Source organism: Planomicrobium sp. CPCC 101110, assembly GCF_007859395.1.
GTDB lineage: Bacteria > Bacillota > Bacilli > Bacillales_A > Planococcaceae > Planococcus.
The window spans coordinates 945,150-965,223 of the sequence record NZ_VOHD01000003.1; the positions used below are offsets into that span (position 1 = coordinate 945,150).

At 45.0% G+C, this 20,074-nt stretch carries 13 protein-coding genes; 9 read left to right on the plus strand and 4 right to left on the minus strand.

What is annotated here, in order from left to right; translation table 11 throughout:
• Nucleotides 1-26 precede the first annotated feature (26 nt).
• Nucleotides 27-770: a WecB/TagA/CpsF family glycosyltransferase gene (locus tag FQV30_RS04580; protein WP_186725522.1), complete on the plus strand. Its 744-nt coding sequence runs from the start codon at nucleotides 27-29 to the stop codon at nucleotides 768-770.
• 113 nt (nucleotides 771-883) lie between these two features.
• Here the strand turns inward: FQV30_RS04580 and FQV30_RS04585 are convergent, their stop codons facing one another.
• Nucleotides 884-1,708: an aldo/keto reductase gene (locus tag FQV30_RS04585; RefSeq protein ID WP_146498942.1), complete on the minus strand. Its 825-nt coding sequence runs from the start codon at nucleotides 1,706-1,708 to the stop codon at nucleotides 884-886.
• A 215-nt stretch (nucleotides 1,709-1,923) separates the two neighbouring features.
• Here FQV30_RS04585 and FQV30_RS04590 point away from each other — a divergent pair, with 215 nt between their 5' ends.
• From FQV30_RS04590 to FQV30_RS04600, 3 genes are all read left to right on the plus strand, one after another.
• The gene (locus FQV30_RS04590; RefSeq protein ID WP_146498943.1) at nucleotides 1,924-3,723 is read left to right on the plus strand and encodes a M3 family oligoendopeptidase; all 1,800 of its coding nucleotides are present in this window, start codon (nucleotides 1,924-1,926) and stop codon (nucleotides 3,721-3,723) included.
• 277 nt (nucleotides 3,724-4,000) lie between these two features.
• Entirely contained in the window at nucleotides 4,001-5,239 is a 1,239-nt protein-coding gene (locus tag FQV30_RS04595) for a S8 family serine peptidase (RefSeq protein ID WP_186725523.1), read from the plus strand.
• 134 nt (nucleotides 5,240-5,373) lie between these two features.
• A complete protein-coding gene (locus FQV30_RS04600) occupies nucleotides 5,374-6,201 on the plus strand; it encodes an ABC transporter ATP-binding protein (protein ID WP_146498945.1) in 828 nt (275 codons plus the stop codon).
• A gap of 84 nt (nucleotides 6,202-6,285) precedes the next feature.
• Here the strand turns inward: FQV30_RS04600 and FQV30_RS04605 are convergent, their stop codons facing one another.
• Entirely contained in the window at nucleotides 6,286-7,278 is a 993-nt protein-coding gene (locus tag FQV30_RS04605; RefSeq protein ID WP_255473308.1) for a mechanosensitive ion channel family protein, read from the minus strand.
• A gap of 271 nt (nucleotides 7,279-7,549) precedes the next feature.
• Here FQV30_RS04605 and FQV30_RS04610 point away from each other — a divergent pair, with 271 nt between their 5' ends.
• The 3 genes from FQV30_RS04610 (at nucleotide 7,550) to FQV30_RS04620 (ending at nucleotide 9,962) form a co-directional block, all read left to right on the plus strand.
• On the plus strand, nucleotides 7,550-9,001 hold the full coding sequence (locus FQV30_RS04610; RefSeq protein WP_146498946.1) for an amidase family protein: 1,452 nt from the start codon (nucleotides 7,550-7,552) through the stop codon (nucleotides 8,999-9,001).
• 230 nt (nucleotides 9,002-9,231) lie between these two features.
• A complete protein-coding gene (locus FQV30_RS04615) occupies nucleotides 9,232-9,453 on the plus strand; it encodes a YgaP family membrane protein (protein ID WP_146498947.1) in 222 nt (73 codons plus the stop codon).
• 77 nt (nucleotides 9,454-9,530) lie between these two features.
• Nucleotides 9,531-9,962: a CBS domain-containing protein gene (locus tag FQV30_RS04620; RefSeq protein ID WP_146498948.1), complete on the plus strand. Its 432-nt coding sequence runs from the start codon at nucleotides 9,531-9,533 to the stop codon at nucleotides 9,960-9,962.
• Between the two features lie 55 nt (nucleotides 9,963-10,017).
• Here FQV30_RS04620 and FQV30_RS04625 read toward each other — a convergent pair whose 3' ends face one another.
• Nucleotides 10,018-11,373 carry a hypothetical protein gene (locus FQV30_RS04625; RefSeq protein ID WP_146498949.1) on the minus strand — a complete coding sequence of 452 codons (1,356 nt, stop codon included), beginning with the start codon at nucleotides 11,371-11,373 and terminating at the stop codon, nucleotides 10,018-10,020.
• 994 nt (nucleotides 11,374-12,367) lie between these two features.
• On the opposite strand from FQV30_RS04625, the gene FQV30_RS04630 reads away from it, so the two are divergent.
• Nucleotides 12,368-15,121 carry a S8 family serine peptidase gene (locus FQV30_RS04630; protein WP_146498950.1) on the plus strand — a complete coding sequence of 918 codons (2,754 nt, stop codon included), beginning with the start codon at nucleotides 12,368-12,370 and terminating at the stop codon, nucleotides 15,119-15,121.
• Nucleotides 15,122-15,513: 392 nt separating this feature from the next.
• On the plus strand, nucleotides 15,514-17,343 hold the full coding sequence (locus FQV30_RS04635) for an Ig-like domain-containing protein (protein WP_146498951.1): 1,830 nt from the start codon (nucleotides 15,514-15,516) through the stop codon (nucleotides 17,341-17,343).
• A 602-nt stretch (nucleotides 17,344-17,945) separates the two neighbouring features.
• Here the strand turns inward: FQV30_RS04635 and FQV30_RS04640 are convergent.
• Nucleotides 17,946-19,763 (minus strand): putative bifunctional diguanylate cyclase/phosphodiesterase, encoded by a 1,818-nt coding sequence (locus FQV30_RS04640; RefSeq protein ID WP_146498952.1) that lies wholly within the window; start codon nucleotides 19,761-19,763, stop codon nucleotides 17,946-17,948.
• Nucleotides 19,764-20,074: the final 311 nt, after the last annotated feature.

Consider the following 20,074-nt stretch of genomic DNA (forward strand, 5'->3'; position numbering starts at 1 on the left):
TATTACTCTCATAAGGAATGAATAGCATGAAAAATTTTATTGATCGAGATTTATATTTGGGGACACAGAACGATTTAATCAATATAATTTTAGCTAATATTAGTTCCGGGACAAAGACTGTATACTATGCCCTTAACCCGGATTGTATGCTTAAGTATTGGAAAGATGAAGAGTACAGAAAAATCATTAATAAAAATGAAAATATAGTTTATGTGGATGGAATGGGCATTGTCTTTTCCCAAAAAATACTTGGACTACCAGTTGCAAAAGAGCGTATAGCCACTACAGATTTATTTCCTGCTTTAATGGGAGAAATCGATAAAAGGCAAGAAGAAGTAAAAGTTTTTTTATTAGGCAGTAAAGGAGAAACTGCTGACAAAGTGATGAAATCTTTTAGCAACAAGTATCCCAGGGTAAGATTTGTAGGATCACATCATGGATATTTTAATAAACAAACAGACAGTAATCAGGTTATTGAAAAAATAAATAAGTTAAAACCAGATATATTGTTTGTCGGTTTTGGGAATCCAGTACAGGAAAAATGGGTAAATGCTCATCAACAAGAAATAGAAACGCTATCTATAATTACTTGCGGAGGCCTATTTGATTACTACTCAAACAATGTAAAACGGGCTCCTCTATTAATGCAGAAAACAGGATTTGAATGGCTATATCGCTTTTCTCAAGAGCCATTTCGTCTTTTCAGAAGGTATATTTTTGGGAATATCAATTATATTCTAAAGGTTTTTTCCTTGAAGTTTGTCAAATGAAAGCATCAATATACCTTTTTATTTTACTGAAAGTGTTTGGATAATTGTTCAAAAAGAAGCTTATCTCCTAATAGAGATAAGCTTCTTTTGCTATACATATAAATTTTGTTGATTTACCGTACATTCATCTCATTCGGATGAGCGCCTTTGCGTCTGTTGCGGTCCAAGTTATGGATCTGCTCCATTTCATCATCCGACAATTCGAAACCGAACACGTCAAAGTTTTCTTCGATGCGTGAAGGCGTAACCGATTTCGGGATGACGATCGAGTTGTTCTGCAGGTGCCAGCGAAGGATGACTTGGGCCGTCGTTTTGCCGTGCGCGTCCGCAATTTTCTTAATTGTTTCATCCTGCAGCGCTTCGCCGCCTTGGTCAAGCGGGCTCCAAGCTTCAACAAAGATATTGTGTTCTGCGCAGAATGACTTTAGTTCTGTTTGGGCCAAGTACGGATGGCATTCAACTTGATTCAAGACAGGCGGCACGTCGCATTCCGCGAGCAGGCGTTCCAAATGCTCGATTTCAAAGTTGCAGACGCCGATCGCTTTGACGCGGCCATCGTTATACAACTTCTCTAACGCCTTATATGTATCGATATACTCGTCAAATTGCGGTGTCGGCCAGTGGATCAAATACAAATCGACATAGTCGAGACCCAAGCGCTCTAAGCTCTCATCAAATGCGCGCAATGTGTTTTCATAGCCTTGGTCGCTGTTCCAAACTTTTGTAGTTATGAACAGTTCTTCGCGGGGAATGCCGGATTCCTGCAGCGCTTTGCCGACGCCTTTTTCGTTCTTATAAATCATCGCTGTATCAATCGAGCGGTAACCGACTTCAAGCGCTTTCGCCACTGCTTCTGTTGCTCCTTCATCTGGAACTTGCCATACACCGAATCCTAGTTGTGGCATTTTCAAACCATTGTTTAACGTTACATATTCCATTTTACATTTCTCCTTTTCTAGTTGAATAAATTTACAGATTACTTCTATAGTCTAAACGATTTTTTCTTACATTTCCTTTATTGTGACTCCAAAAAAGATTATTCCTTCTTTATTGGCTTGAATTGCTGGAAAATTTGGACTAAAATTAAAGGAGTGGAATTTAGGGAATCGAAATATTTTTCGCTATACTAAACTATTCAAGGAGAGATGACTCAATGAACCATTACGAAACCACATGGGATTTGGATTCCATTTTCAAAGGCGGCAGCAAATCTGAGGAATTGAAAACATACATAGCAGCATTCAAAGAAAACATGGAAGAGTTAGCGATAGGAGTGGAAGGGTTCAGTGTTCCGGCTTCATCCGAACAAACCGGTGAGTTGGTGGCGATTTTATCGCTTTTGGAAACAACCACAAAACAGCTGCGGGAAATCGGAGCATTTGCCAGCTGTTTGACGGCCCAGGACATGAGCGACAACGAAGCGAAGATTCTAACTGGCAAGCGAAGTGAATTAGGGGCGGAGTACGTCTCGATTTTGGCGAAGCTGGACCAGAAGTTCCTGCAGACGGACGATTCGGTCTGGTCAGGGTTATTGGAACAGCCGGGCTTGGAGCCGGTTGCATTCGTACTCGATGAACGCCGCTCGAATGCAAAAGGAAGGCTGCCGCTTGAGCAGGAAATCCTGATCAACGACTTATCGGTCAATGGCTATTCAGCATGGAATGGGATGTACAGCAGCATCGTCGCCAAAATGAATATTAAACACACGGAAAACGGCGAGATTAAGAAATTGTCGATGGGACAGGCCGCTAACCGTTTGAGCACACCTGACCGAGAAACCAGGAAAGAAGTGTTTAGCAAAATCAGCAGGGCTTGGGAAGAGGAGTCGGAGCTTTTCGGTGAAACCTTGAACAATTTAGCCGGCTTCCGCCTGCAGACGTACAAGCACCGGAACTGGGAAAGTCCTTTGAAAGAACCGCTTGAGCTCAACCGCATGAGCGAAAAAACCCTGGATGTCATGTGGGGTGCGATAGCAGAAGCGAAAGCGCCGTTCATTTCGTATTTGCAGCGCAAAGCGCAGCTGCTGGGGCTTGAAAAACTCGAGTGGCAGGATTTGAACGCACCGATCACCAAGTCGACCCAAAAGGTCAGCTATGATGAAGCCGCGGCGTTCATCCTTGAGCAGTTCGGTAAATTCAGCCCGCAAATGGCTGAGTTTTCGAAAATGGCGTTCGAAAAGCGCTGGATTGAAGCGGAAGACCGCGCAGGCAAACGCCCAGGCGGCTTTTGCACAAGTTTTCCGGACAGTGAACAAACCCGCATCTTCATGACATTTTCCGGTTCAGCGACAAATATCTCGACGCTTGCCCATGAACTTGGGCACGCTTATCATCAGCACGTCATGAATGATACAGAGGCGCTGAACCAAAGATACGCCATGAACGTGGCGGAAACCGCTTCGACATTTGCAGAAATGGTTGTATCCGATGCTGCGGTGAAAAACGCTGCAACTAAAGAGGAGAAAATTGCGTTGCTTGAAGATAAGATCAAGCGGAGCATCGCATTCTTCATGAATATCCATTCCCGTTTCCTATTTGAAACCCGTTTCTATGAAGAGCGGAAAAATGGCACCGTTTCTGTGGAGCGTTTGAACCAAATGGCGGTGGAAGCGCAGCAGGAAGCATACGGCGGTGAACTTGCGAGCTACAATCCGACATTCTGGGCTTCAACGCTGCATTTTCATATTACGGGCGTTCCGTTCTACAATTTCCCTTACACGTTCGGCTACTTGTTCAGCCAAGGCATCTACGCCAAAGCGCTCCAAGCAGAAGGCGGTTTTGAAGAACCGTATAATGCTTTGCTTAGAGACACTGGATGCATGACCGTCGAGCAACTGGCCCAAAAGCACTTGGGTGTCGACCTTGAGCAAGCCGGCTTCTGGGAAGAGGCCATTGCACTATGCGTGAAGGATGTGGAAGAATTTTTGGCATTGACGGAAGTGGCTGTAGGGTAACAGCGTATAGCACCGTTTCTTCATATAAGGGAGCCTCCTTGAACTTTCAAGGAGGCTTTTTTCTATGGAAGGATGAAGGAGGGGGAAAATCATCTGAATCCAAATACACAAACCTCTATAAAACTGAATAATATGGGTTGGATGGATTAATCTTTTAGAACTAAAGGAAGGAAGTTCTAAGTTCTCATTTTTCTAAAATATGAAAATATTTACTTTTTTAATTCGGAAATGGAATATAATAAGCCTAGTAAAACTACCAAATAGAGGAGGTCTTTTTATGAAAAAGTTTTTGATGGGATTAACATTGACCGGATTATTGGCATTTGGCGGCGGAAATGTTTTAGCGGCAGACAAGACGGATTATATCGTCACATTCAGCGGAGAGGAAGTTCCGCAAAGTTTAGTGGCGGAAATGGAAAGCTTAGGTGCAGAAATAGTGCAGCAAGTGCCGCAAATTGGCGTAGTCAATGTCAGCACATCCAATCCAAATTTCAAGGCATGGGCAGACAGCCAACCGGGCATTGCCGCGATTTCTGAAGATGTGGAAATCCGCTCGCCTCAACTTGAAGTGGAAGCTGCGCCTGAAAGTGTGCGCGCAGATGCGGCCGGTGCCGATCTGTATGAGCAATACCAGTGGGACATCAAGCGTGTGACAAACAACGGCAAGTCATGGGAACTCAATCCCGGGAATCATGATGTTGTCGTTGCTGTCATAGACGGCGGGGTCGACTATACGCATCCCGATCTTCAAAAGAACTTGCTGTACAGCAAGTCGTTTGTTCCAGGAACTGCCCAAAATTCGTTCAACGGAGACCATGGAACACACGTTGCAGGAGCGATTGCCGCAAACGGCCGCGTCATGGGCGTTGGGCCGGAACTCGGAATTGCATCTTACCGCGTTTCCAACTGGACGAGCATTCTGGCGGGAGTGACAACAGCGGCTGACGACGGAGTGGACGTGGCAAATTTAAGTTTAGGGACATACACGTTCAAGAATAACGAACAGGAACGCACGCTTCATTTGGCTGCTTCCCGCGCTGTCCGTTATGCAAAAAGCAAAGGCATGATCATTGTCGGCGCGAATGGCAACGATGCTATCGACTTAGGAAAGAAAATGGCAACAGAACCAGGCGAGGGAGCACAGTGGGAAGGTCCGTTGTTTGATACGTTCACCGACATCCCATGGGTCATTAGTGTTTCTTCTTCTACTATCCATGATGGGCTTGCTTATTACTCGAACTATGGAAATGTTGATCTTGCTGCACCAGGCGGGGATTCAGAAGCCCGCTCGTATAATACAATACGTATGAGCCGGGGCGGCTACGGGACGATGAACGGAACAAGCATGGCCGCTCCAAAAGTGGCCGCAGCTGCAGCATTGGTGAAGGCGGAAAACCCTGAATTGGAACCTGCCCAAATCATCTCCCTTCTTCAACAGACGGCAGACGGCGGAACAGGCAAAAGCCGCCAGTATTTTGGCCACGGCATTGTGAACGTTTATAACGCGCTCCAATAAAACGAAGAGCGGCTGAGCCTGAAGCTCAGCCGCTTTTCGTTTATTTTACTTGTTGGATGAGGTAGAATAGGACTTATCAAAATTTTCTTTCTATTACACACAAGGTAAAGTGGACAGAAAAAAGGGGGAAGGCAATGAAGGTGTTAGAACTTGAAAACGTCTCAAGGAGACGAGGGGAGAAAAAGTTGCTGAAGAATGTGAACTGGCAGGTGGAACAGGGGGAGCATTGGGTGCTGTATGGGTTGAACGGCGCTGGAAAAACGTCGCTTCTCGATTTGATCAATGCGTATTTTTTTCCGACCGAAGGAAAAGTGAGCGTCCTTGGGATGGAGTTCGGCAAAACCTATTTGGCTGAAAAGCTTCGGAAGCAGATCGGTTTCGTTTCTTCATCGCTCCAGCAAAAAATTCTTCCGTCCGACAATGCCTACGAAGTGGTCTTGAGCGGCGCGTTCGCGTCAATCGGCCTGTATGAAGAGACGACAGCGGAAATGGACAAAAGAGGTGTTGAAATCCTGAAGGAATTGGGCTGCCTCGAATACGCGAACCGTTCTTACGCGACCTTATCGCAAGGCGAAAAACAGCGCGTATTGATTGGTCGGGCGCTGATGGCTGAGCCTTCGCTTTTGGTTCTTGATGAACCGACTAACGGGTTGGATTTTATCGCGCGGGAAGAACTGTTGGAAGCAATTGATACAATCGCAAAAAAACCGGACGGTCCAACAATCATTTATGTCACGCATCATATAGAAGAGATTTTGCCGATTTTCGGCAAGACGCTTTTGCTGAAAGGCGGCGAAGTGTTTGCTTCAGGCGATACGAAAGATTTGATCACGAGCGACGGACTTTCAGCGTTTTTCGGGATTCCGGTTAACGTCATGTGGCATCACAGCCGGCCGCTGCTTTCCAAAGCGGTGGCAAGCCAAAGCGAAATTTCTTTGTTGGGTGCGGACGGAGGCAGTTAGGCAACAAATGTCTGCACCACAGCCGGCGAAAAAGGCAAGGCCCCGAAGTGGAACTTTGAGGCTTTGCCCGTTTTATTTTTCTGCTTATTTCTCATGAATCATGGCCACTTCCGCCAACTTGACGCCATTTGCGATGAACAGTTCGGAGATCGAGTGGCGGATCCGGCTTTCCAGTTTTTCTTTCATATCGACATCAACGACATTCACTTCCACTTGGAAATCGAGCGCTGAATTCCGGAAATCGATAAATCGGACTTCCGGCAGCTCCCCGGGTACCCCTGGCATTTTCTGTTTTTCAATTTCCGCAGCCTGCAGAAGGAGCTGTTCCACTTGTTGTGTGTCACTGCCGTAAGCGACGCTTACTACGACGCGGGCAAATAGTTTAGCGCTGGAGCGGTTCTTGACGATTTGCTCGATAAAGTATTTGTTGGGCACAACAAGCGTTCCATTCTTTAAGGTTTCAACGACGGTGGAACGAAGGGTGATTTTTGAGATCCGTCCAATTTTCTTGTCAATTTCCACCAGTTCACCGACTTCCATCGGCCGTTCGAACAAGATGATGATGCCGGATACGAAATTTGCCGCAATGTTGCGAACCCCAAAACCGATACCGATGCCGAGCACGCTGAAGACGACTCCGAGCGCAGTAAGATCCAGGCCAACTGTCGTAAAGCTGAGAGCCAAAGCGATAAACATCACGATATAGTAGATGATCCGGTTGAATGTATAGCTCATGCCGACATCGACATCAAACTGTTCATAAAAGAATGGCATCACATAGCGGTTGAACGCTTTCACCAGCCGGCTCGCAAAATTGACGATGATGGCCACTGCAACAATCAGGAATACGGATACCTTGACGCCTTCCGTTTCATAAAACGGATAAAACAGCCAGTTTTCTTTTGAAAAGTAAAACAGGAAAAAGAGAATCGCCCCGTAAAACGCGAGCCAATTCAAGATGTCCGACAGAACCGGGAAGATGCGGTCCTTGAAGCGTTTGGACGGAACTAATTTTCCCAACAGAAATACAATGAGCGATTTTGCCGCGAAAATCAGCGCCACATATACGAAAAACATGAAAAACTCCACCAAGGAAAGGTTCTTTAAAAACTCTATACCCCGAAACAACTGGCTATTCATCGTCCCTCTCCTTTGCTGCCTATATTAGTAGTATGGTTTTTCCCGGTGGGGGCTTTTTCAAACAAACAAAAGAATTTCAGTGAAAAATGGCTGTTTCGTTAGAATGTTCTTATTATTTTATTAATTTGCTACTATAATAGAAGAAGAGGAGTTTCGCTCCCTCTGAAAAAGTACATACTTCCACGGTGAAGGTAAAGGGGCAAGAAAAATGGAGAAAACGGCATTTGAAATAGAAGAGGCAACAATCCATGATATCCAGGAAGCCTTCAAAAACAGACAGCTGACTTCTGTCGAGCTGGTACAGGCCTACTTGGACCGAATTGAAAAATACGACAAGAATGGCCCGAAGATCAATTCGGTTTTGAGCATCAATCCCGATGCGCTGGAAATCGCGACGGTGCTGGATGAAAAGCGCGGGCAAGAAGGGCAGGGCCCATTATACGGAATTCCTGTGCTGCTGAAAGACAATATTGATACGGTGGATAATATGCCGACTACCGCCGGAACCATCGCGCTCAAAGACAATTTCGCGGAAGAAGATGCATTTGTTGCTGAACAGCTGCGGCAAGCCGGCGCAATCATCCTTGGCAAAGTCAATATGAGCGAATGGGCTTATTTTATGACGCAAAATGTGCCAAGCGGCTATAGCGGGCTTGGCGGACAGGTTCTGAACCCATACGGCGTTGCTACGTTCGAAGCGGGAAGCGTCGGTGGATCGAGTTCAGGTACAGGTGCAAGCATTGCGTCAAACTTGGCGGTTGTTGGCATCGGTACAGAAACGTCCGGATCGATTTTGAGTCCATCAAGCGCCAATTCTATCGTCGGCATTAAGCCGACGGTCGGATTGATCAGCCGAACAGGCATCATTCCGATTGCCGAAAGCCAAGACACGGCAGGACCGATGGCGCGCACCGTGGCGGATGCGGCGATTACGCTTGGCGCTCTGACTGGCATGGATGACCGGGATTCGGCCACTCGTTTGAACAATGAGAAGGCGCTGTCTGATTATACACCTCACTTGAAAGCGGACGGGCTTGAAGGAGCCCGGATCGGCGTCGACCGCTCTTTCTTGAGCGAAGCCGGCAAGGAAGAGCGCGCCGTCATGGAACAAGCCATTGAGGAATTGGAATCGCTTGGGGCGATTGTCGAGGAAGTGATCATTCCAAGACAGGAGTTCGATTCAGAAGTGCTGTGGTATGAGTTCAAGCGCGGGGTTAATGGCTATTTGCGCAAAGTGTCCGATGGGGTGCCGGTGAAGTCGCTGGCGGATGTTATCGAGTTCAACAAAATGGATCCTGCTATCCGCATGAAATTCGGCCAAAGCGAACTCGAAAAGGCATTAAGTTTGAGTGACGATCCATTAGACCCGACTTATCTGGAGCACCGTGAAACCGACCTCCGGATTTCGGCGTCCGAGGGAATCGATGCAGTGATGGCCCGTAACAGTCTGGATGCTTTATTGTTTGAGAACAACCGCGGTGCGGCTATGCCGGCAAAAGCCGGCTACCCGTCGATTACCGTGCCAGCGGGCTATACAAGCAAAGGCGAACCGGTGGGAGTGACGTTCAGTGCGCTCGCTTACAGCGAACCGAAATTGATCGAGCTTGCTTATTCCTATGAGCAAGCGACGAAAAAGCGCACAGCCCCGCAATTCGAATAAAATAAGGAACAAAGAAAGACAGCCGCCCTTGCAACTTGCTGAGGGCGGCTGTTTTAGGGTCGATTAAAGGGTGCTGAATGCGGGCAAAATCCACTGTGCATTCTAAAGCCTTTCAATGTACATCCTACGCAATATCCTTAATTTCAAACTGTGATTGAAAAAATCGTTTAGCCTAAATAGAAACGGGAACACTATAGATGTGAATTGGAAAACGGAGGAGGGGATATCGGATGAAGCAAAACATCGGAACCATTGACTCTATGGTCCGCATTACATGCGGATTGACACTTCTTGCATGGTCGATTTCCAAAATGTCTCGGGAAAAGCCTTCTGGCGGACAGCTTTTTGTCTCAGTGATGGGAGCGCAAAAAGTGGCGGAAGGAATTACGCGTTATTGTCCGTTGACAGATGCACTGGGGATGGATCAAAAGAAAACCCGGATTGCTGCATAGAGTTGGTTTTCAAGTCTAGCGTTAGTTTCATGAAACGCACTACAATTAGTTTACCGAACTAAAAGGAGGCATCACTCATGAAAGTGACAGAAATTATGACGACAGATGTGGAAACTTGCACGACAGACACTGCCATTCAGGCAGTAGCGGTTCAAATGCTGAATTTGGATGTAGGCTCTATTCCGGTTGTGGATACCAACGGTGGAGGCTTGGTCGGCATCATCACAGACCGTGATATTGTCATACGCGGCATAGCTGCCCAATTTTCGCTCGACACGCCAGTCGGCCAGATTCTTTCTTCCGACCTTGTGACTGGAACGCCGGATATGGATGTGGAAGACGCGGCGACGCTGATGGCGGAACACCAAATCCGCCGCCTGCCGATTTGTGAAGATAACAAATTGCTGGGCATTGTAGCGTTAGGCGACATCGCCGTGAAAGACCAATCGGACGAGCATGCTGGCGAAGCCATCGAAGATATATCGAAGCCGGCATCACCGAACGACTAAATAGTGAAACAGCCATCCTGGAAGCGAATTCGCTTCCAGGATGGCTGTTTTTTGTTCATCTTATAAAATACAAAATCACAATTCCCACATAGCAAACAATCCACAGCAGCCCGGAAAAACCCGCATTGTTCTTCAAGCTGATTTCAAATGGGCTTTTTCTGCTGATGGCGGCAAGAAGCAAATTGACGCCGGAAAACGGGGAAATGAGTATCGCCGCCATCCAGCTGGAAAGAAGGCCAAGGCTTAAATAGAGATGGTCTTCCATGAAAAGTGGAGAGCCGCTCAATGTAATCGCCAAAATTGTTGCCGTGATTACCGGATGAAGGCCGACGATGGCCGGAACTGCCATGAGCAGGGCAATCACCGGAATTAGGAGCAGGACATTTGAAATATTCAAAGCATCAAGCAACGACAAAATCCACTCTTCTGCTCCGTTGTCCAAAAGTGCTGTGCCAAAAGCGCCTGCAATGATGAATAACGACAATTCATTGCCCATTCCGGGAATGCGCGAATTGAAAAATGACCGGTAATTGTCTGCAAGTTGCTGTTTTGTGCTGAAAAACAGCGACCAAAGGAAAGACATTAAAATAGCGACGAGCGGGATGACGGTGAGAACCGAAAGGCCAGTGATGTTTTCCACGACCATGATGATTGCAGTTATCAAAGCAACAATCAGCGCCAATTCCATTACTTTCCGCTTTGCCTTCTTCAGTTCCGCTTGGTTTGGCAAAGGCATTTCTATCGGTATCTCCTCACGGTTTCTCCCTTCCAGAAGCCATCCCATCAATAAGATAAGCAAGGCCAAGGAAATGCCGGGCACAAAAAGCTGCAGCCAAGAGATATCAAAATACGCGAGAACAAGACCCACGGAAATGAAGTAAGGGGACCATAAGAAAGCCAGAACAAATCCCCGGCTCATCGACTTGAGCCGCATCATTGTATAAGGCTGGAATGCCTTCGTATCCGTGAGCTGATACAAGATGGGCAGGGAACCGACGTTCATGACGGCTCCGATGCTTGCGGCGGATATGGTGGAAAACAAGTACAATTGGTGCGTCTTTTTAATATAGGAGGAAAAAATGACTTCAACATACGTTAAATAATTTCCTTGCTTGATCGGGATGGCAAGCAGTGGAACAAAGATGAAAATGGCCAAGACGTTCGCGTTCGTCTGGAGTCCCGTGAAAAAGTGCTGCAGCCCTTCCCGGCTCATTTCCATGCTGAGCGCTCCGATGGTCAGGGCCAAAATCAGCAGTTTCGGAACACGATTCAAATACGGAAAGAACGACAACAGCGCGACCAATGCAAACAGGCTGACAAGCCCGGTAGCGATAGGAAAAGGATAAAAGATCGACAGCAAATAAGTTCCGCCCATCAACAGTGTGCTAAGCGGCCTGATTATCGGTTTCATGATAAAACTCCTTCGGATTTCTAATTATCTTTAGTTTGCCAGAAAAATCGGTATCCGTCTTCAAGAACGTATAAAAGAACCATGCTAATCGAACAGAAAAGAACAGCTCAAATGTAACGATGCGGCTCTTGGCGTATAGAAGCAATTCAAGGAAATGAAAGGCCGATCGGGACCGGCCTTCCGTTTTTTTGTTTTAAGCATACTCTTCTTTGCCAATTTATTAATACTTCATGAAACAGGCAAAATGACGGAGAAAATATATGCTTGTCTTTGCATTGTTTCGTGGACGCTAACCCTGCTAATTTATAAAGTCTAAAACAAAAAAGAGCAAAGAAGAAAAATCTTCTTTGCTCTTATTCAAAGCTTATTCTTCTATTATAAATTTACAATCCTTTTGAAGATACTTTGCTTCGAAATCCTCCAGTTTCAAAGGTTTATCAAAAAAGTGGTCCTGGAAAACGTTGTATTCGTTGTTTTTTTAGAATGGACTTCCTCGATGCGTTCCATGCATTCTGCAACTAGTTCGCACTCGATCCTCTTCGTCAGATGAATAAACGATTTTAGTCTTCCGCCAAATTAAGTTAAGCACAAACCTTAGACCAAACTTGGTTCACTTGGATAATTTGCCCTTTGTCACCAATCAATACAAGCGGATTTTTAGCCACATGAAACTGTTCTTTTGATATATTGATTTGTTATTTCACTTTTTCCAGGTTGACATATGGGTTTAGCTATGTCCATACTTTTTAATTTTTTTATAAATATAATATCGGAAAGCATGAAGAGGTTTATATTTACCAATTGTGCACTAAAAATTACACATCAAAGATAAAATGAAAACGATTTATTAAGTTAAATACTTTATTTGTAAAAAAACACTGCATTTATTCCTCTTTAAAAACATGTTATCATGTGGGAGGAAAGTTTGGGAACGATTTTAATAAATAGCGATATTATCCTTTTAATATCGCCTTAAATAAAAGGAGCTTGATGCATGAAAAAGACACTAGCCGCACTTTCGGCGATATCGATATTCTTACATTTGGATTCACCTATATATGCAGAAAATCAACAAGCGGAAACCGACCAAGTGATTGTCACGATGGAAGAAAATGCAGTGCGCCCTGTTAAGAACGGTGAAGTAATTCCGGTTGAAGGGCAAGACAGCCAACTGGTATCTGTGGAAGTCCCGGAAGGTGAAACGGTAGAAAGCTTTATGGATGAGCTGGGGAAAAGAAGCGACGTCGAGAGTGTCGAGCCGGATCACCTGATTAAGCTTGCGTATATTGCGAACGACCCATACGTGAGCCTGGAGCAATATCATCACCGAACCATCGGAAGCGCCCGGGCATGGGATAAAACATTCGGTTCTCCGGATGTCGTGGTCGCTGTTATCGATGATGGCGCCGATTTGCGTCATCCGGATTTAGCCGGGAAGTTCGTTTCCCCTTACGATATTGTAAAAGAGACCGGAACCGTTATTCCCGCAGGCATTCACGGCACACATGTAGCCGGCATTATAGGCAGTTCGATTGACAATGAAAAAATGGGGGCAGGCGTAGCCCCAAAAACGGGCATCATGCCGATCAATGTCTTTAGCGGAGAATATGCTTATACTTCTGATGTCATTGAAGGGATCGACTATGCAATGAAAAACGGTGCGGATATCATCAACTTGAGCTTAGGAGGCGAAGAGCCAAGCGAAGCACTTGAAACAGCGGTTCAGAGGGCCAATGCGATCGGGGTTGTTTTGCTTGCGGCGGCTGGAAACGACGGTGAAAACACCCCTAATTACCCAGCAGCTTATCCGGAAGTTATTTCAGTCGGCTCTACCACTTCTGCAGACGCATTATCCGATTTTTCGAATTTTGGGTCGACAATCGATATTGTTGCTCCCGGAAGTTCGATTCAGTCGACACTGCCAGGGGATTCTTTTGGCAGCATGAGCGGAACATCGATGGCAACTCCAGTAGTAGCGGGAGTCGCAGCGCTGATTATGGCTGATAATCCTGAGTTAAGCAATGAACACGTTAAAAAGCGGCTGTATGAAACGGCGAAAGATTTGGGGGCTCCCGGAAGAGACGACCTTTTTGGGCATGGCCGGGTAGATGCAAAAGACGCCTTGTTGCTTGCGCCAGCAAAACCGGAAGTGGAGAGAGTGACCACCCAGTCACTTGTCGTCAAAGGGAAAGCGGAAGCAGGGACGCTTGTTGCTATTGAAAAGGACGGAACCATTTTAGGTACCGGAACAGCAACAGCAAACGAGACATTTTCCATCGCCATTCCGCAACAAAAAGCGGGGGCTATACTCACAGTTACCGCAACAGATCAACTTGGAAAAGTGAGCGAAAAGAAAAAAGTTACAGTGGCTGACGTTACAGCACCAAATGCGCCGGTTGTCATTTCACTTTACAATACGGAAACTTCCATCACTGGCCAAGCAGAAACCGGATCTACGGTCTATGCTTACGCCGGAAGCAAGGAAATCGGAAAAGCCACAGCAGCCGACGGCAATTTTACGATGAAAATCGCCAAGCAGCCAACTGGCTTAAGTGTTAGCCTAGTTGCGGTGGATGCAGTAGGGAACGAAAGCCAAGCAGCAAAAACAGTTGTAGCTGACGGCTCTGTAAAAGTTGTGGTAGCTGCTTATGATAAGCTGAAAATAAGCTGGTCCCGAGTTTCCGGAGCCGATGGCTATGAAATTTATCGAAGCTCACCGGGTTCAAAAACTTACAGTAAAATCAGCAGCCCTGCAAGCAGTACACTAAGCTATACAGACATGGGCTTGGCAACGGGCAAAACTTATTATTATAAAGTCCGTGCTTATCAGACGATAAAGGGCAAGAAGGTGTACGGTCCATATACTAGCAACGCGATCGGAAAACCAGCTGTCTCTGGAGTAGGTTCTGTGAAATCTGTGTCAGCCGGCTATAACAAAAACAAAATCAGTTGGTCTAAGGTTGCCGGCGCAAGCGGTTACGCCGTATACCAAGCGACCTCTAAGACGGGTACTTATAGCAATATCAAAACAATTGGAAGCGGCAGTACCCTCAACTATACCAGTACAGATTTAACGGCTGGAAAAACCTATTATTACAAAGTAAGAGCCTATTATACCGTCAATAAAAAGAAATACTTTGGTCCATATTCAAACATCGTTAGCGCTAAACCGACCGTTTCTTTAGTTTCTTCTTTCAAAGCAGCTGCGTCAGGCTATAGCAAAAACAAAATTAGCTGGGCAAGAGTGAGCGGAGCCAGTGGTTATGCTGTGTACCAGGCAACTTCGAAAACAGGTAAATACAGCAACGTCAAAACCATTGGAAGCGGCAGTAGGCTTAGCTACACCAAAACAGGTTTATCGACTGGTAAAACTTACTATTATAAAGTAAGGGCATATCGCACCGTCAATGGAAAAAAATATTTTGGTCCGTATTCAAAAATTGCCAGTGCTAAATCAGCCGTTTCTCAAGTTTCATCGGTGAAATCTGCATCGTCCGACTACCGCAAAAACAAAATCAGCTGGTCTAAAGTAACTGGAGCCAGTGGTTACACGGTGTACCAGGCAACTTCTAAGACAGGGACGTACCGCAATATCAAAACGACTGGAAGCGGCAAGTCACTGAGTTACACCAAAACAGGATTGACTTCAGGGAAAATCTATTATTATAAAGTAAGAGCTTATCGTACAGTTAATGGGAAAAAATATTTCGGCCCATATTCCCGTATTGATAGCGCAAGACCAATGTGATGAACAAAACCGGCCTGCATTATTTGCATTAGGGTGGAAGGCGAAACCCTGTATGATGTGCAAAAAGGAGCTTCCAGAAATCATAAAGTGACTTCCAAAGAATCATTGTGAGGCGGTCTTACTCAAGTAGAGTAAGGCCGCTTTTAAAGTCCAAGTAATTATAGAGAGCATTTTTTATTCCTGTAGCTTTAAAAAGGCAGGGTTATAAAGAAGGAAATAAAAGAAGTTTGAATTTGTTGGCGTTTTTTTAAAATTACATGAATATTAGAGAACGGCCATGGGAATCAAAGATAAAATAAAAGTGGAAACGGTAAACAATAGATGTAAATAAAATTGTATTTCTGCCGATATACAAAGAAGCAATAAAATTAAAACTGGAAGAAGGTCTAGTGTTGAAAAAAAACATTTGGATAAAAGTGTTATTTTTGCTTGTTCTGTTGTTGTCGTTTTTTGTAGGGAATTCAGTACAAGCCGAAGAAGCTATATCGTTAAGTGAAGGTACGTATACGGTAGGAAATGAAATCTCGGCAGGATTGAATAAGTTTAAAGTTGTAGACGGTCTAGTCAGAATAGAAGTTTATAGAGATCAAAAGGGTTTAATTACAGAAACTGTAAATAGTTATAAGTCAGATCAAATTAATTTGAGTTTGAAACTTGAAGATCGAGTAGATGTTTATTTCATAGAAGATACTACTCCTGCATTGGAAGTTGAGATGCTTGCAAAAGCAGATTTGAATGCATTAACGGTAGGTTATTATGAAATTGGATCAGATATTCCGGCTGGAACTTATTTGTTGGATATTGACAAACCGTTATACGAAGATGATGACGCTTATATTTTTGTGTTGGACAGCGAAGGAAATCAAAAACAGTCCATAGAAGTGTATGAAAACAGTGAACCTATCGAATTGAAATTGGTCACCAATGAGTACATCTATATTTCCAATTTAGCTGGTACAATGAGCTTCAAAGAAAAAAACATCGTTCCGGCCAGCATTAAATTCAGCAAATCAGGGTTATCAATTACTCCTGACCAGACATACAGAGTGACAGCAACTGTTTTTCCTTCAAATGCTATGGAAAAAACAATTGTTTGGAAAAGTTCAAACACCAAAGTAGCTACAGTTGACGCATCTGGGAATATTAAAGGGATTGCTAAAGGTACAGCCAAAATTACGGCTACAGCAACTGGCAATTCAGAAGTAACAAAAACGCTGAACGTAAATGTCTCATCAAAAAAAGTAAAGTTGAATAAAACCAGTTTATCGCTACGTACAGGCAAAGCGGGCACATTATCCGCGACTGTTTCACCGGTTGACAGCAAAGATAAAATGGTTGCCTGGAAGTCCTCAAATACCAAAATTGCTACTGTCGACAGCAAAGGAAAAGTGACAGGCAAAGCAAAAGGTACTGTGACCATCACAGCTTCTGTAAAAAACGGGAAATCTGCAACGATGAAAGTGACGGTAACACCACCGATTGCTGCAAAATCAGCGAAGATGAACAAAGCTTCTGCAACAGTCAAGAAAGGCAAAACCTTTACGCTTTCAGCAACTGTAAGCCCAAGCAACACAACAAACAAAACTTTGAAGTGGAAATCGTCAAACACAAAAGTGGCGAAAGTTGACAGTAAAGGTAAAGTGACGGCAGTCGGTGTGGGAACTGCTAAAATTACGGCTACAACAACTAACGGAAAAACGACAACTGCGACCATTACGGTTCCTTACAGTAAAACATTAAGTGCCGGTACATGGAAGGGCGGTCACGATTTGCCGGCAGGTCGTTATAAAATTACTACAACTTCAGATTTCGGAAATATCTACATAACATCAAACTCTTATGACCGGGATGTAATTGAAACTCTTGCAAGCGATAAAGAATATGGTGTAACTGCTATCACAACGGATATTAAAGCAGGGGACAAAATTGAAATTGAACAACTTAATAATGTGCAATTCACTAAGGTACCAAATGTAAAGTCCAATGTACTGCATGCCGGCTATTGGACTGTTGGTAAAGATATAAATGCAGGTAAGTATAAAATTACAACTACGGATTATGTAGGTAATTTATTTATATCCAGAGGCGAAGATATGTTTGTGATTAAAACCTTGATGAATGACCCAGAAGAGGGGGCGGTTGGAAGTGTAACTACCACTCTTAAAAATGGGGATCGTATTCATATAGAAAGTTTAAACAAAGTCATCTTTACTAAAAAATAAGAAGTTTAGGGAAAGATGGACAGATTTGTTTGTCTTTTTTCCTTTATTAGATCGGCTTCAACTCATAAAAAGGTAAAACGCAAATTATTAATGAATTGCCGATTTTACAGTTCTGAAAAGGGCATGAAAAAAGGAAGTGATCATTTTGATCACTTCCTCAGGCTGTCGAGAAACTCTCGGCAGCTTTTTTCATTTCACTCTAGGAGGACGCTTTCCGCGGGCACGGCCTCAGCCGCTTCCTTCGCTTCGCTCTGTCCAGGGTCTTCGGCTCGCGCTGGTCCCGCTGGAGTCGCCGCCTTGCGCTCCGGTTCCTAAGCTAGTAGGCACTGCAGGCGTCTCGCGCCGGCTTTGCTGCTAGCTGGAACTTAAATGGAAGCACACTTTGTCCAACAAAGAAGCTAAACCGGCCTGGGCACGGAGACTCCTGTGGAACCAGCTTGGGCGGAAGACCCCGCAGACACGGCAGTGGCGAGGAGGCTGAAGCCAAGCCCACGGAAAGCGGAGTGGCCGGGCCGGTTGGTTTGACGCATTATATATACATTAATCATAGACTTTGTCTACAGTCTGAAGGAAGTGATCATTTTGATCACTTCCTTTTGCTTTTAATTCAATAATGGATCGCCTTCAAGCTGCTGATATATCCGTTCGATATCTGTTGCCGGCAGCGGCTTGTTGAAGTAGTAGCCTTGCGCCTGGTCACAATGTCTGACTTTCAGGAATTCAAGCTGCTCGCTCGTTTCGACGCCTTCCGCGATCACATTGAGTTCCAAGTTATGCGCCATCCGGATGATGGTGTCCACCAAGGCCGCATCTTTTGCGTCCACTTGAATGTTGCGGGTGAAATATTGATCGATTTTCAATGTGTCGATCGGGAACAGTTTCAAGTAACTCAAAGAAGAATAGCCCGTCCCGAAATCGTCTATCGATAGATGGATGCCCATTTTCTTCAGTTCCTGCATCATGGTAATGGCGCTTTTCGACCCTTGGATGATGCTTTCGGTCAGCTCGAGCTCCAAATACTCCGGCGCCAAACCGGATTCCTCTAACGCTTCTTTTACAGTTTGGGCCAAATTCGTCTGCGAGAATTGGCGGGCAGAAATGTTGATCGCAACACGGAACGGGGACAGGCCGGCATCTTGCCACGACTTGTTTTGCTTGCACGCCTCGCGCAAGACGAATTCACCAATCTGAATGATCGCTCCGGTGTCTTCCGCGAGGGGAATGAATTCAGCGGGGGAAATAGCTCCCAGTTTTGAATGCGTCCAGCGGACAAGCGCTTCCACACCGATGATTGTGCCGGTCTTTAAATCGATTTGCGGTTGGTAGTGAATGCTGAATTCGCCGTATTCCAATCCTTTTCGCAAACTCATGGCAAGTTTTGATTTCCGAGCGACGATTTCGTTCATATCGCTCGTGTGGAATTGGAAGCCGTTGCGTCCTTCTTCTTTCACACGGTATAAAGCTAAATCCGCACTTTTGATCAGCGACTCCTGGTTGTCTCCGTCACTCGGAAACATGCCGATACCGATAGACAAGCTGATGAATACTTCTTCTCCGTTAAAAAGAAAAGGCTCGTTGAATGCCTGCTGCAGATCCTGCGCAAATGCGGCTGCTTCAGTATGGCTGGTATGCGGCAAAATCACGACAAATTCATCGCCGCCGAGCCGCGCAACAGTGTCCCGTTCGGACAATCGCTTTTGCAGCCGAGATGTCGCTTCGATCAACAATTGATCACCGATGGAATGGCCAAACGTATCGTTGATCAATTTGAAATGATCCAAGTCGAGAAACAGCAGCGAAAAAGTCTGGTCGTCTCCTTTTGACTGGTTCAGTGTAGAACTCAGACGGTCATAAAACAAGCGACGGTTCGGAAGTTCGGTTAGCGGGTCCAAGTAGACAAGATCATTGATTTTTTCTTCTGTTTGTTTGCGTTCTGAAATATCACGGATGATGCTGCTCAAGAATAAGCCTTCTTCCGTTTCCCATGAACCCAGCGATATTTCAAATGGAAACTCTGTTCCATCTTTTCGGCAACCGGTCAGCTCAAGCGTTTTCCCGATAAGGAGCGGCTTTCGCGTTTCGTAATAGCGCGCCATGCCTTTTCGGTGCGCTTCTTTAGATTGTTCAGGGACGATCAGGTCCAAGTTCAACCCGAGCACTTCTTTTTTTGAATAACCGAATATCTTTTCGGCCCCTTGGTTCCATTGCAGGATATGTCCCGAATGATCCGAGACGATAATGGCATCATTCGCCGATTCAATGACGGATTGGAATTTCAGTTCCGCTTCGGTCGATTGCTTTTTGAGTTTCGCATCTTTGCGGAAACTGCTGAAACTCAATAGTAAAAAGGAAAAGAGAAGCAGTACCAAAATAGCGGGCATGGCCGATGATGAGTGGGAGTATGTCAGAATGGTTTCCATAAGAAGAACAACGCTTCCTTTTCTATGTTGTAATAATGGACAGGAAAGATGGGATATCACATCTTCTTTCCTAGCAAGTTCCTGTTTATTACATACGATACCATAGTAATAGGCTATTATCACTACTAATTTGTGACAGTATTCAGTATTTCTGTGGAGTCTTTGCAAAATCAGGTGAAAGAGAAGGATGGATTGTTAGGGGAAATACGTTATGCTAGTAAAAGATAAAGAAAGTAGCACTTGATAATGAATCGCTTCAGGCGGACGCTTCCGCATTTAATTTTTTATAAAACTAGATAAGAATAAAAAAA

Bases quoted from the DNA above. Each gene is read 5' to 3' on its own strand.
- FQV30_RS04615 (WP_146498947.1), top strand. From the start codon at position 9,232: ATGAAGCAAAACATCGGAACCATTGACTCTATGGTCCGCATTACATGC.
- FQV30_RS04625 (WP_146498949.1), bottom strand. From the start codon at position 11,373: ATGAAACCGATAATCAGGCCGCTTAGCACACTGTTGATGGGCGGAACT.
- FQV30_RS04630 (WP_146498950.1), top strand. From the start codon at position 12,368: ATGAAAAAGACACTAGCCGCACTTTCGGCGATATCGATATTCTTACAT.
- FQV30_RS04585 (WP_146498942.1), bottom strand. From the start codon at position 1,708: ATGGAATATGTAACGTTAAACAATGGTTTGAAAATGCCACAACTAGGA.
- FQV30_RS04620 (WP_146498948.1), top strand. From the start codon at position 9,531: ATGAAAGTGACAGAAATTATGACGACAGATGTGGAAACTTGCACGACA.
- FQV30_RS04595 (WP_186725523.1), top strand. From the start codon at position 4,001: ATGAAAAAGTTTTTGATGGGATTAACATTGACCGGATTATTGGCATTT.
- FQV30_RS04640 (WP_146498952.1), bottom strand. From the start codon at position 19,763: ATGGAAACCATTCTGACATACTCCCACTCATCATCGGCCATGCCCGCT.
- FQV30_RS04610 (WP_146498946.1), top strand. From the start codon at position 7,550: ATGGAGAAAACGGCATTTGAAATAGAAGAGGCAACAATCCATGATATC.
- FQV30_RS04590 (WP_146498943.1), top strand. From the start codon at position 1,924: ATGAACCATTACGAAACCACATGGGATTTGGATTCCATTTTCAAAGGC.
- FQV30_RS04605 (WP_255473308.1), bottom strand. From the start codon at position 7,278: ATGTTTTTCGTATATGTGGCGCTGATTTTCGCGGCAAAATCGCTCATT.
- FQV30_RS04580 (WP_186725522.1), top strand. From the start codon at position 27: ATGAAAAATTTTATTGATCGAGATTTATATTTGGGGACACAGAACGAT.
- FQV30_RS04600 (WP_146498945.1), top strand. From the start codon at position 5,374: ATGAAGGTGTTAGAACTTGAAAACGTCTCAAGGAGACGAGGGGAGAAA.